The organism is Streptomyces katrae, assembly GCF_000966975.1.
GTDB lineage: Bacteria > Actinomycetota > Actinomycetes > Streptomycetales > Streptomycetaceae > Streptomyces > Streptomyces katrae.
This window is the reverse complement of record NZ_JZWV01000633.1, coordinates 1-12,314: the sequence shown is the minus strand read 5'-3', so window position 1 is coordinate 12,314 and position 12,314 is coordinate 1. Positions and strand designations below refer to the sequence as shown.

The following is a 12,314-nucleotide window of genomic DNA, read 5'->3' as shown; positions in this document are numbered from 1 at the left end:
CCCCGACGGCAAGACCCTCGCCAGCGGCAGCCGCGACCGCACCATCCGGATCTGGGACCTGGCCACCAAAACGACCATCGCCGTCCTCCGCCACGACGCCCTCATCCGCTCGATCGCCTTCGCCCCGGACGGCAAGACCCTCGCGAGCGGCGGCGAGGACGCGAAGGTGCTGCTGTGGAAACCCACCGGGGCGGTCCCGTTCGCGATGCTGAAGGGCCATACGGCCCCGATCCGGTCGGTGGCGTTCAGCCCGGACGGCAGGACCGTCGCCAGCGGCGGGGAGGACCAGGGCGTCCACCTCTGGGACGTCCCCGCCGCGCGCTACAGCACCACCCTGCCCGGACACCCCTCCGGAGTGTGGTCGGTGGCGTTCAGCCCCGACGGCAGGACCATCGCCAGCGGTGGCGGCGACCACACGCTCCGCCTGTGGGACCTCCCCGGCCAGAAGGGCTTCACCCTCAACACGAAGGGGGACGTGACCTCGGTGGCGTTCAGCTCCGACGGCGGCTTCGTCGCCGCCGGGGTGAACTCCGGTTCCGGCGCACAGCCCGACAACACCGCCGGCTTCGGGAACACCGCCATGGCCGGCCCCCTCGGCGAGCTGCGGGTGTGGAACGCCGGCACCCGCGCGGAGACCACGGCCCGCACCGGGCTGCCCTACGACCTCGCCTCGGTCGCCTTCCGGCCCGGCAGCAGCACCGTCCTCGCCACCGGTGGCTGGGACAAGCTGGTACGGCTGTGGGACCTGCGCGGCGAGACCCTCACCGGCCCGGCCCCGGTACACGCGAGCCCCGTGTGGTCGGTGGCGTTCAGCCCCGACGGCAAGACCCTCGCCAGCGGCGCGGGCGACGGCACGGTACGCCTCTGGCAGCTCTCGTGAACGGACGTCCCGTGAGCCGCTGAACCGTACGGCGGCCTTCCGGGTGCGGGCCGGCCGGGGCCGTGGCCAGACTGGCGGGGAGATGACCGAATCCCCCCGGCCCGGCCGGCTCCGCGCCGCGCTGCCGCCGGTCGTCGCCTGGCTGGTCTCCAACCTGGTCACCTGGGCGGTCGCGCACGCCTCCGTCGCCGGTGACGGATACCCGGTGGCCTACTGGTCCACGGCCGCCCGCCGCCGCTGGGACTCCGAGCACTACCTCTCCATCGCCCGCGGCGGCTACGAGATGTTCCGCTGCCGGGAGCGCTACGCGAACTTCCCCGACGTCATGTGCGGGAACGTGGCCTGGTTCCCCGGGTACCCGATGGCCGTGCGGGCGGTGTCCGGCACCGGGCTCTCCTACGAGCTGTCCGCCCTCGTCGTCACCGAGGCCGCGCTGCTCGGCATGTTCGCGGTGCTGTGGTGGCTCCTCGGCGCCGTCCTCACCCGGGCCACCGGCCTCACCCTCGCCATCGGCACGGTCTTCCCCGGCGGGGTGTACTTCCACGCGCTGTTCCCGGTCGCCCTCGCGACCCTGGCCCTGCTCGTCTGCGTCGCCGGGCTGGGGCGCGGCTCCTGGTGGACCGCCACGGCGGGCGGGTTCGTCGCGGTCGCCTGCCACCCGGTCGGCGCGGTCGCCGCCGTCCTGCTGATGTCGAGCGCCCTGTTCGCCTGGCGGGGGGAGACATGGCCGCGCCGGTGCGCGAAGGCCGCGGCCTCGGCCGTCGTCGCCGGGTGCGGGGTGCTGTGGGCCAAGTGGCTGATGTGGCAGGCGACCGGGCACTGGGACGCGTACGAGACCATCCAGCGCTCCAGTTACGGGCAGGGGGACCTGCGTCAGCCCTTCGCGGAGATGGCCCGGGCCTACGCGGTCCCCTTCCGCGACTGGTACACGCCGGAGGGACACCTCCCGTGGCTGGTGGGGCACGCCCTCGCCGCGCACCGTCCGCAGCTCTGGCTGAACACCGCGTTCGTGGTGCTGGTGGTGGCGACGGCCGTCGTCCTGCTGGTCCGCGAGCGGCGGCTGTCCGTCGTGGAGTGGGCGGCGCTCGTCCTGACGGTGGCGGTGTTCCTGGTGCCGTTCGTCGCCGGGGCGCAGATGTCCTGGTACCGCAACCACGCCCAGATGTTCGCCGGGCTGGTCCTCGTCCGCCGCATGTCCCCGTGGGTGCAGGTCCCGCTGCTGGCCGCCTGCGCGGCCCAGTACGCCCTGCTGGGGGCGATGTTCTTCGCCGGCGTGCTCGTGTGAGGGCCCCTACCGCTCCTCCTCGCCCGTGTCGCGGGCCACGACGTACGTGGGCCGGCCCTGGACCGCCGTGTGGATGCGGGCCACGTACTCGCCGAGCATGCCCAGGCAGAAGAGCTGGACGGCGCCGAAGAACAGCATGGTGATGATCAGGGAGCTCCAGCCGGGCAGCGGGCTGCCGGTGGCGTAGACGACGAGGGCCCAGACGAGGAAGCCGAGGCAGACCACGGAGCTCAGGGCGCCGATCGCGGTGGCCAGCCGCAGCGGGACGGCGGAGAAGCCCGTGATGCTGTCGAAGGCCAGCAGGACCATCTTGTGCAGGGGGTACTTGGAGGTGCCCGCCGCCCGCTCCGCCCGCCGGTAGGCGACCTGCCCGCTGGGGAAGCCCAGCCACGGGATGAGCAGGCGGTAGATCTGCTGCTGGTCGGGGAGGGTCTTGAGGGTGTCCACGACGGCCCGGGACAGCAGCCGGAAGTCGCCCGCCTGGGCGGGGACGTGGGCGCCTGCCAGGCGGCGCATCAGCCGGTAGTACGCGCCGGCCGTGCGGCGTTTGAAGCCGCTGTCCGTGGAGCGGTCGCCGCGTACGCCGTAGACGATGTCCAGGCCCTGCGTCCGGGCGAGGGCGAGCATCTCGGGGATCACCTCGGGCGGGTCCTGGAGGTCGGCGTCGATGCTGACCACGTAGGCGCCCCGGGCCCGGCGCAGCCCGGCGGTGAGGGCGGCCTGATGGCCGCTGTTGCGCCGCAGGGTCACCACGCGCAGCTGGGGCCAGGCCGCGCGCAGCTCCTCCAGCAGGAGGGGCGTCCGGTCGTTGGAGCCGTCGTCGACGGCGAGGACCTCGTACGGCTCCCCGCACCCGTCCAGCACGGGCCGCAGCCGCGCCGCCAGGACGGGCAGCACTTCCTCCTCGTTGAAGACGGGGACCGCGACCGACAGGGCCGGCGCCTCCCGGCACGCGTCGTCCACAGCCCTCATGATGCGCGACACCCCGCCCCCCGGCACGCGGAGGGGAACGCCGCGGCCCCCGCCCGGAGGGGGCGGGGGCCGCGGTGCGGTGCGGTGCGCGGGCGGCGTCGCGTCAGGCGGCGACGGCGACCGGGGCGGGCTGGGCGGCGGCGGGCTCGTCCAGCGGGGAGGACGAGGCGGCGGCGTAGGCCTCCTTGTCGAGGATCCCCTCACGGGCGGAGACGAGGACCGGTACGACCGCCTGACCTGCGACGTTCGTCGCCGTCCGCATCATGTCCAGGATCGGGTCGATCGCCATCAGCAGGCCTACGCCGGCGAGCGGCAGGCCCAGGGTGGAGAGGGTCAGGGTGAGCATGACCGTGGCGCCGGTCAGGCCGGCCGTGGCGGCGGAGCCGACGACCGAGACGAACGCGATGAGCAGGTACTCCTTGATGCCCAGCTGCACGTCGAAGATGTTCGCGATGAAGATCGCGGCGAGGGCCGGGTAGATCGCGGCGCAGCCGTCCATCTTGGTCGTGGCGCCGAACGGGACGGAGAAGGAGGCGTACTCCTTCGGGACGCCGAGGCGCTCGGTGACCTTCTGGGTGACGGGCATGGTGCCGACCGAGGAGCGGGAGACGAAGGCCAGCTGGATGGCGGGCCAGGCGCCCTTGAAGAACTGGACCGGGTTGACCTTGGCGACGGTGGCGAGGAGCAGCGGGTAGACGCCGAACATGACCAGGGCGCAGCCGATGTAGATGTCGGCGGTGAAGGTGGCGTACTTGCCGATCAGGTCCCAGCCGTAGCTGGCGATGGCGGTGCCGATGAGGCCGACGGTGCCGACGGGGGCGAGGCGGATGACCCACCACAGGGCCTTCTGGAGGAGCTCCAGGACGGACTCGGCGAGGTTCAGGACGGGCTGGGCCTTGGCGCCGAGCTGGAGGGCGGCGATGCCGGCGACGGCGGCGAGGAAGACGATCTGCAGGACGTTCAGTTCGGTGAACGGGGTGACGATGTCCTTCGGCACGATGCCGGTCAGGAAGTCGATCCACGAGCCGTGCCGCTTGGGCTCCTTGCCGTCGGCCGGGGTGAGGCCGGTGCCGGCGCCCGGGTCGGTCAGCAGGCCGATCGCGAGGCCGATGCCGACCGCGATCAGCGAGGTGATCATGAACCAGAGCAGGGTGCGGGAGGCGAGGCGGGCGGCGTTGTTCACCTTCCGCAGGTTGGTGATGGACACCAGGATCGCGAAGAAGACGAGCGGGGCGACGGCCAGCTTCAGCAGCTGGATGAAGATGTCACCGACCTGCTCCAGGGTGGTCTTGAGCCAGCTGACGTCCTGGCTGCGGGCTATCCAGCCGAAGAGGACGCCGAGCGCGAGACCGGCGACGATCTGGGCCCAGAACGGGAACTTGAAGGAGGCCTTGGCGGGAGCCTGGGCCTGGGGGGACGCGGACACGGCAATCTCCGGGGGACGCACGGACGTACGGCGGAAGGTTTCTGCGGGGGGTGCGGTACGGCGGCAGCCGGAAAAGGGCCGGGCCCGCCGGCGACCGCTGCTGCGGGCGCTCAGCGGCAACAGCAACAGGCCGCTGACACGCGGCGGCAGAGGTCGACGTGCAGGCGCGCCACGAGCGGGAGGCTCGGGCTCATCGGGTGCGCTGCGGCGGTCAACATGTCGACCACGCTAACACTTCGGCTTTGAGAAACCCAAAGAGATGCTTTGAGCAATGATCGCGAAGGGGTGGATCCGCAAGGGTCGGGGAACCCCGGGAACGCCGAAGCCCCAGCGTGGCGGGGGGTGTTCCCGTCGCTGGGGCTCGCGGAAGGGGGCGTGCGTATCAGTTCACGCGCGGGCGGCGTCGTCGGCCGCGTCCTCCTGGCTGCGGTTGGCGGCGAGCTTCTGCTTCGCATCCGCGACGCGTCCGGAGATCTGCTGGGACATCTCGTCACGCTGCTTGCGCAGCAGGACGAAGGACAGCGGCGCGGAGAGCACCAGCGCGAGCAGCACGATCCAGGCGGGGTTGGCGGAGCCCAGACCGGAGGGCACCAGACCGAAGTGGACCAGGACGGCGACCAGGACCAGGCATCCGACGAAGATGCCCAGGCGCATCGCGGTGTAGCGGATCGTCGCACTCGGCTTGAGGGACACGATGACCCCTTCTTTCTCATCGGAAACGTCGGACACGTCGGCAGGTACCCGTCCAGTGAAGCACGCCGGGCCCGGGCCCACGGCCGCCGGGGGCCTCAGTGGAGGGGCAGCAGCATCGTGATGCCGTCGCGGTCGTCGCCGGGGGCCACGCGGATGGCGCCGGGGATCCGGCCGACCTCCTTGTAGCCGCAGGCCGCGTAGAAGTGCTCCAGGCCGAGGCCGCCCCGGCATTCGAGGACGACGGACTCGATGCCGTCCAGGGTGCGGGCCGCGTCGGCGAGGGCGGCCATCAGCGCGCGGCCGGCGCCGCGGCCCTGGAGGGCGGGGCGGACCATGACCGTGTAGGCGTACGCCCAGTGCTTCATGAGGCGGTGCTGGTTGAAGGCGAGGAAGGCCGCGGCGGCCACGTTCCCGTCCGCGTCGTGCCCGACCAGCAGCCGGTGGCGGCCCTCGGCCATGGCGACGAGGTGCTTGACGAGCTCGGGGCGGATGTCCTCGATGGTGACGGGCGGGACGAAGCCGACGGCGCCGCCGGCGTTGGAGACCTCGGTCCACAGCTCCGCGATGCCGTCGCGGAGGGTGGGGTCGACGACGGGATCGAAGGTAAAAGTAAGGGTCACCGATCAAAATTATCCATTACCCACCCGCCGGGCAACGGGTTTCCGGCATGCGGGCCGCGCGGGAGGCGTCCGGAAGCGCCCGGAAGCGCGAGAGGCCCCGGTCCACAGGGGACCGGGGCCTCTCGAAGGGGGAGGGGGCGTCAGACGCGCATCGCCTGCGGGGTCTCGCGCAGCGTGGCGTCCGGGCCCGGGTACTCGCGGATGATCTCGTAGCGCGTGTTGCGCTCGACGGGGCGGAAGCCCGCCTCGCGGATCAGTTCGAGGAGGTCGTCGCGGGTCAGCTTGTTCGGGGTGCCGTAGTTGTCCGCGTCGTGCGTGATCTTGTACTCGACCACCGAGCCGTCCATGTCGTCCGCGCCGTGCTGGAGCGCGAGCTGGGCGGTCTGCACGCCGTGCATCACCCAGAAGACCTTGACGTGCGGCACGTTGTCGAAGAGCAGGCGGGAGACCGCGAAGGTCTTCAGCGCCTCGGCGCCCGTCGCCATCGTCGTGCGCGCCTGGAGCTTGTTGCGGACCTTGCCGTCCTTCATGTCCACGAAGTCGTGCTGGTAGCGCAGCGGGATGAAGACCTGGAAGCCGCCGGTCTCGTCCTGGAGCTCGCGCAGCCGCAGCACGTGGTCCACGCGGTGGCGCGGCTCCTCGATGTGCCCGTAGAGCATGGTGCTCGGGGTCTTGAGCCCCTTCTCGTGCGCCAGGCGGTGGATGCGCGACCAGTCCTCCCAGTGGGTGCGGTGGTCGACGATGTGCTGGCGGACCTCCCAGTCGAAGATCTCCGCGCCGCCGCCGGTCAGGGACTCCAGCCCCGCGTCGATCAGCTCGTCGAGGATCTCGGAGGCCGACAGGCCCGAGATGGTCTCGAAGTGGTGGATCTCCGTCGCCGTGAACGCCTTCAGCGAGACGTTCGGCAGCGCCTCCTTGAGGGCCGACAGCGAGCGCGGGTAGTAGCGCCACGGGAGGGAGGGGTGCAGGCCGTTGACGATGTGCAGCTCGGTGAGGTTCTCGTTCTCCATGGCCTTGGCCAGGCGGACGGCCTCCTCGATGCGCATCGTGTACGCGTCCTTCTCGCCCGGCTTGCGCTGGAACGAGCAGTACGCGCAGGAGGCGGTGCACACGTTCGTCATGTTGAGGTGGCGGTTGACGTTGAAGTGGACGACGTCACCGTTCTTGCGGGTGCGCACCTCGTGGGCGAGACCGCCCAGCCACGCCAGGTCGTCCGACTCGTAGAGGGCGATGCCGTCCTCACGCGTCAGCCGCTCGCCGGAGCGGACCTTCTCCTCCAGCTCGCGCTTGAGCCCAGCGTCCATGCCGGTGTCTCCCTGTCTTCCTTGCCCTGTCCCAGCCTGTGTGCAACCGCCACCCACCGTACTCTCAGGCGTCCTCGGGCAGCTCGCCGACCCGGTTCTCCCACTTGGTGGAGAGGACGATCGTGGTGCGGGTGCGGGAGACGCCCTTGGTGCCGGAGAGCTTGCGGATGATCTTCTCCAGGCCGTCGACGTCGCTGGCGCGGACCTTGAGCATGAAGGAGTCGTCGCCGGCGATGAACCAGCAGTCCTCGATCTCGGCGAGGTCGCGCAGCCGGCGGGCCACGTCCTCGTGGTCGGCGGCGTCGGAGAGGGAGATGCCGATCAGCGCGGTGACGCCGAGGCCGAGCTCGGCGGCGGCGACGGTCGCGCGGTAACCGGTGATGACGCCGGCCGTCTCCAGACGGTTGATCCGGTCGGTGACGCTGGGGCCGGAGAGGCCCACGAGACGGCCCAGCTCCGCGTACGAGGCACGACCGTTCTCCCGGAGTGCCTGGATGAGCTGCCTGTCCACCGTGTCCATTACGTGGAGCCTTCCATTATTCGGCGATCCTGCAAGTTTAGGTATAGAATCAAAGGCACACAGGGTCAACACCCTGTGAATCTTTCAACAGATCAATGACGATCTTCAGGAGTGGTTCACCGTGTACACGATCGAGATGGCCTACGCGCACATGCGACAGCTCCAGGAGCTGGCCAACCGATCCCGCACCGACCAGCCCGCCGCCGCCTACCGGAACGACAAGACCCGCCGGCCGCTCCGCGCCAAGAAGCGCTAGTCACGGGAGCGGGCGCTGCCAAGCTCCCCCTCCCAACGGCGGTACAGGCCGTGCGGCACCCCTGCCGCGTCGAGCACCCGCCCCGCGACGAAGTCCACGAGATCCTGGATGTGCGTCGCACCCGCGTAGAACGCCGGAGAGGCGGGCAGCACGACAGCGCCCGCCTCGTCCAGCGCCACCAGATGCCTCAGCGTCTGCCCGTTCAGCGGGGTCTCCCGCACCGCGACCACCAGCCTGCGCCGCTCCTTCAGCGTGACGCTCGCGACGCGCTGGAGCAGGTCCTTCGACAGACCCAGCGCCACCCCGGCCACACAGGCCGTGGAAGCGGGGACGATCAGCATCCCCTTGACCGGGTACGAACCCGAGCTCGGCCCGGCGGCCAGGTCCCCGGCCGCCCAGTACCGCACGTCGTCCAGCCCGGACACCTCGAAGGTCCCCGGCTTCCCGTCGGCGCCCCGCGCCAGCCACTCGGCCAGATCGCGCCAGCCACTCGGCCAGATCGTCCCGCCAGTGCGCGTCCCGGAAGGCGATCCCGGTCTCGTCCAGCAGAGTGAGCCGCGAGGCCCGGCTGACCACCAGGTCCACCGCCTCGCCCGCCGCGAGCAGCCCTCGGACCACCGAGGCCGCGTACGGCGTCCCGGACGCCCCGGAAACCCCCACCACCCAGGGGGTGCGCTTGCGCTCAGTCATACCTCCGAGACTATCCGGCCACGCCCACGGGCCACTCGTTAAGGTGTGCCGGACGCACGACACGCCCCGGGGGACATGGCACATGAGTACGAACACGCTGGACACCACCGTTCCCGAGTGGAGCCACAGGGAACGCGCGGCGGCCTCCGCGAAGCTGATGCTGGGCTGGGTGGCGCTGCTGTGGCTGATCGAGCTGATCGACCTCGCCGCCGGACACGCCCTCGACCTCTACGGCATCAGGCCGCGCGAGGCCGACGGCCTCATCGGCATACCCCTGGCGCCCTTCCTCCACTTCGGCTTCGGCCACGTGGCGGGCAACAGCCTCCCGCTGCTGGTCCTCGGCTTCGTCACCGCCCTCAGCGGCATCCGCCGCTTCCTGGCCGTCTGCCTGCTGGTCATCGCCGCCGACGGGCTCGGCGTCTGGCTGATCTCCCCCGCCCACAGCGTCACCATCGGCGCGTCCGGGCTGATCTACGGCCTCTTCGGCTTCCTGCTGGTGCGGGGCTTCGTCGAGCGCAAGGTGCTGGGCATCGCGGTGGGCATCGCGGTCGCCGCGTACTACGGCGGCGGCATGTTCCTCGGCCTCCTGCCCCTGAACCCGTTGGTCAGCTGGCAGGCCCACCTCTGCGGCCTCGCCGCAGGCGTGGCCACGGCCCTCTGGTACCGCCGCCCGGCACCCCGGCTCGGCTGACGGCCGGCGGCCCGGACGGGCGCCCCGTCCGGGCTACAGCGTCAGGCCCCGGATCAGCAGGTCCGCCAGGGCGCACACGAAGAGCGCGATTCCGATGAAGCCGTTCACCGTGAAGAACGCCCGGTTCAGCCGGGACAGGTCGTGCGGCTTCACGATCGTGTGCTCGTACAGGAACGCCGCCGCGACGATCAGCAGGCCCAGCCAGAGGAAGGCGCCGCCGTCCGTGAGGACCGCGTACGCGGCCAGCAGGGCCGTGGTGACGGCGTGGCAGGCGCGGGCGCCCCACAGGGCGCCCGGGACGCCGAAGCGGGCCGGGACCGACTTGACGCCCTCGGCGCGGTCGGAGTCCACGTCCTGGCAGGCGTAGATCAGGTCGAAGCCGCCGATCCACACGCCGATGGCCAGGCCGAGGACCACCGCCTCCCAGGACCACTCGCCGGTGACCGCCAGCCAGGCGCCGACCGGGCCCATCGCCTGGGCCAGGCCCAGGATGGCCTGCGGGAAGTTGGTGAACCGCTTGCCGTACGGGTAGACCACCATCGGCACCACCGCGACCGGCGCCAGCGCCAGGCACAGCGGGTTCAGGAGGGCGGCCGCCCCGAGGAAGACCACGAGGGCTATCCCCGCGCCCGTCCACGCCGAGCGCACCGACACCGCGCCGGTGACCAGCTCGCGCCCGGCGGTGCGCGGGTTGCGGGCGTCGAGCTCGCGGTCGATGATCCGGTTCGCGGCCATCGCGAAGGTCCGCAGCCCCACCATGCACACGGTGACCAGCAGCAGCTCCCGCCAGTGCATCCGCCCGTCGAGGCGGAACATGGCGGTGAGGGCGGCGATGTAGGCGAAGGGCAGGGCGAAGACCGAGTGCTCGATCATCACCAGCCGCAGGAAGGCCTTGACCTTGCCGGTGGGCCGCGGCGCCTGTCCGGGGCCGAGCACACCTTCGGCGGTGGTCGTCATGCCAGGCTCCTGCGGAAGTCTTCGAGGTCGGCGCGGAGCGCGTCGGCGTCCACCGCCGGGACGTCGAGGGTGACCGGGGCGAGCTCCTCGCCCTCCGGCGGGGTGATCACGGAGACGAAGCGGCAGGTCTCGGCGGCCGGGTAGGCCTGGATGTGCAGCACCTCGCCCGCACCGACGGTGAACGGGCCGCTCTCGAAGGACAGCTCGGCCAGCAGCCGGTCGGCGAAGTCCTCGGCCTCCGCGTCCCGCAGGCCCGGCAGCTCGAAGCCGCCGCCGTCCACGCCGTCCTGCTCCCACATCAGCGCCCACACGTTGCCGGGGCCGGCGAACTCCTCCGGGCTGACGCCCGCCTGCTCCGCCGCCTCCCGGACCTCCGGGTCGGCCGGGTCCAGGCGCGGGCGCACCAGGGCCACGTAGGTCGTGTCGGTGCCGATGAAGAGGGCGGGGCCGCCCATGGCCGTGCTCACAGGCCGTACTCCTTCCAGCGGCGGTCCACCAGGGCCGCCGTCGCCGGGTCGGACTCCACCATGTCGGGCCAGCCGCCGTCGCGGGTGTAGCCCTCCTCGGGGAGCTTCTTCGTGGCGTCGATGCCGGCCTTGCCGCCCCAGAACTGCTGGTAGGAGGCGTGGTCCAGGTGGTCCACCGGGCCCTCCACCACCGTGAGGTCGCGGGAGTAGTCGGTGTTGCCGAGGGCCCGCCAGGACACCTCGTGCAGGTCGTGGACGTCGCAGTCCTTGTCCACCACGATGATCAGCTTGGTCAGCGACATCATGTGCGCGCCCCAGATGGCGTGCATCACCTTCTGGGCGTGCTTGGGGTACTTCTTGTCGATCGAGACGATCGCGCAGTTGTGGAAGCCGCCGGACTCGGGCAGGTGGTAGTCCACGATGTCCGGGACGATGATCTTCAGCAGCGGGAGGAAGAAGCGTTCCGTCGCACGACCCAGCGGGCCGTCCTCCGTCGGCGGCCGGCCGACCACGATCGACTGCAGCAGCGGCCGCTTCCGCATCGTCACGCAGTCGATCTTCAGCGCGGGGAACGGCTCCTGCGGGGTGTAGAAACCGGTGTGGTCGCCGAACGGCCCCTCGGGGAGCATCTCCCCGGGCTCCAGCCAGCCCTCGATCACCACCTCCGCGTTGGCCGGGACCTGGAGCGGGACCGTCTTGCAGTCGACCATCTCGATCCGCTTGCCGGCGACGAACCCGGCGAACAGGTACTCGTCGATGTCGCCCGGCAGCGGCGCCGTCGAGGCGTAGGTGACGGCCGGCGGGCAGCCGAAGGCGATCGCGACCGGCAGCCGCTCGCCGCGCGCCGCGGCGACGGCGTAGTGGTTGCGGCTGTCCTTGTGGATCTGCCAGTGCATGCCGATGGTGCGCTTGTCGTGCCGCTGGAGCCGGTAGAGGCCGAGGTTGCGGACGCCCGTCTCGGGGTGCTTGGTGTGGGTGAGGCCCAGGTTGAAGAAGGAGCCGCCGTCCTTGGGCCAGGTGAAGAGGGCCGGCAGCTGGTCCAGGTCCACGTCGTCGCCGGTGAGGACGACCTCCTGGACGGGCGCGGACTCGCCCTTCACCTTCTTCGGCGGCACGTGCACCATCGAGCCGAGCTTGCCGAAGGCCTCGCGGACCCCGATGAAGCCCTGGGGCAGCTCCGGCTTGAGCAGGCCGCCGATCTTCTCGCTGATCTCGCCGTACGACTTCAGGCCCAGGGCCTTCAGGAGGCGGCGGTCGGTGCCGAAGACGTTCATGGCCAGCGGCATCGCCGAGCCCTTGACGTTCTCGAAGAGCAGCGCCGGGCCGCCCGCCTTGTTCACTCTGTCGACGATCTCCCCGACCTCCAGGTACGGGTCGACTTCGGCCTTGATGCGCTTGAGGTCGCCCTCCCGCTCCAGGGCCCGGAGCAGCGAGCGGAGATCGTCGTAAGCCATGGGCCCCAGTATCCGTCACCGAATACCCTGGGGACGTCACCGGGGCCCCGTGCGGGCCCGCCGCCACTGCCCGGGAGTCGGTCCCACACCGTGCTGCGC

13 protein-coding genes and 1 pseudogene are annotated in these 12,314 nt (G+C 71.3%); 4 read left to right on the top strand and 10 right to left on the bottom strand.

The window, feature by feature from the left end; translation table 11 throughout:
* Both VR44_RS22605 and VR44_RS22600 read left to right on the top strand, forming a co-directional pair.
* The coding region (locus VR44_RS22605) for a WD40 repeat domain-containing protein (protein ID WP_045949402.1) at positions 1 to 880 on the top strand (880 nt) is incomplete at its 5' end.
* A gap of 82 nt (positions 881 to 962) precedes the next feature.
* Entirely contained in the window at positions 963 to 2,165 is a 1,203-nt protein-coding gene (locus VR44_RS22600; RefSeq protein ID WP_045949401.1) for a hypothetical protein, read from the top strand.
* Between the two features lie 6 nt (positions 2,166 to 2,171).
* Here VR44_RS22600 and VR44_RS22595 read toward each other — a convergent pair whose 3' ends face one another.
* The 6 genes from VR44_RS22595 to VR44_RS22570 form a co-directional block, all read right to left on the bottom strand.
* On the bottom strand, positions 2,172 to 3,137 hold the full coding sequence (locus tag VR44_RS22595; protein WP_045949400.1) for a glycosyltransferase family 2 protein: 966 nt from the start codon (positions 3,135 to 3,137) through the stop codon (positions 2,172 to 2,174).
* A gap of 103 nt (positions 3,138 to 3,240) precedes the next feature.
* Complete coding sequence (locus tag VR44_RS22590; RefSeq protein WP_045949399.1) at positions 3,241 to 4,563, bottom strand: dicarboxylate/amino acid:cation symporter; 1,323 nt, start codon at positions 4,561 to 4,563, stop codon at positions 3,241 to 3,243.
* A gap of 387 nt (positions 4,564 to 4,950) precedes the next feature.
* Positions 4,951 to 5,256, bottom strand: coding sequence for a DUF4229 domain-containing protein (locus VR44_RS22585; protein WP_094191842.1), 306 nt, complete (start codon positions 5,254 to 5,256; stop codon positions 4,951 to 4,953).
* Between the two features lie 95 nt (positions 5,257 to 5,351).
* Entirely contained in the window at positions 5,352 to 5,876 is a 525-nt protein-coding gene (locus tag VR44_RS22580) for a GNAT family N-acetyltransferase (RefSeq protein ID WP_045949398.1), read from the bottom strand.
* Between the two features lie 140 nt (positions 5,877 to 6,016).
* Positions 6,017 to 7,180 carry an aminofutalosine synthase MqnE gene (gene mqnE / locus VR44_RS22575; RefSeq protein ID WP_045949397.1) on the bottom strand — a complete coding sequence of 388 codons (1,164 nt, stop codon included), beginning with the start codon at positions 7,178 to 7,180 and terminating at the stop codon, positions 6,017 to 6,019.
* Between the two features lie 64 nt (positions 7,181 to 7,244).
* On the bottom strand, positions 7,245 to 7,700 hold the full coding sequence (locus VR44_RS22570; protein WP_042811055.1) for an Lrp/AsnC family transcriptional regulator: 456 nt from the start codon (positions 7,698 to 7,700) through the stop codon (positions 7,245 to 7,247).
* A 121-nt stretch (positions 7,701 to 7,821) separates the two neighbouring features.
* On the opposite strand from VR44_RS22570, the gene VR44_RS48500 reads away from it, so the two are divergent.
* Positions 7,822 to 7,956 carry a hypothetical protein gene (locus tag VR44_RS48500; RefSeq protein ID WP_281187172.1) on the top strand — a complete coding sequence of 45 codons (135 nt, stop codon included), beginning with the start codon at positions 7,822 to 7,824 and terminating at the stop codon, positions 7,954 to 7,956.
* Here the strand turns inward: VR44_RS48500 and VR44_RS22565 are convergent.
* Positions 7,953 to 8,646, bottom strand: a pseudogene (locus tag VR44_RS22565) (UbiX family flavin prenyltransferase). The gene VR44_RS48500 and the pseudogene VR44_RS22565 sit on opposite strands and share 4 nt — an antisense overlap.
* An 82-nt stretch (positions 8,647 to 8,728) precedes the next feature.
* Between VR44_RS22565 and VR44_RS22560 the strand changes: the two are divergent.
* Positions 8,729 to 9,337: a rhomboid family intramembrane serine protease gene (locus VR44_RS22560; protein ID WP_045949396.1), complete on the top strand. Its 609-nt coding sequence runs from the start codon at positions 8,729 to 8,731 to the stop codon at positions 9,335 to 9,337.
* 33 nt (positions 9,338 to 9,370) lie between these two features.
* On the opposite strand, the gene mqnP is transcribed toward VR44_RS22560, so the two are convergent.
* The 3 genes from mqnP to VR44_RS22545 are packed head-to-tail and all read right to left on the bottom strand — an operon-like array spanning position 9,371 to position 12,215.
* The gene (gene mqnP, locus VR44_RS22555; protein ID WP_045949395.1) at positions 9,371 to 10,294 is read right to left on the bottom strand and encodes a menaquinone biosynthesis prenyltransferase MqnP; all 924 of its coding nucleotides are present in this window, start codon (positions 10,292 to 10,294) and stop codon (positions 9,371 to 9,373) included.
* Entirely contained in the window at positions 10,291 to 10,761 is a 471-nt protein-coding gene (locus tag VR44_RS46000; protein WP_169791030.1) for a hypothetical protein, read from the bottom strand. Before VR44_RS46000 ends, mqnP begins: the two co-directional genes overlap by 4 nt.
* Entirely contained in the window at positions 10,758 to 12,215 is a 1,458-nt protein-coding gene (locus tag VR44_RS22545; protein ID WP_045949394.1) for a menaquinone biosynthesis decarboxylase, read from the bottom strand. The genes VR44_RS46000 and VR44_RS22545 overlap by 4 nt, the downstream gene beginning before the upstream one ends.
* Between the last annotated feature and the right edge of the window lie 99 nt (positions 12,216 to 12,314).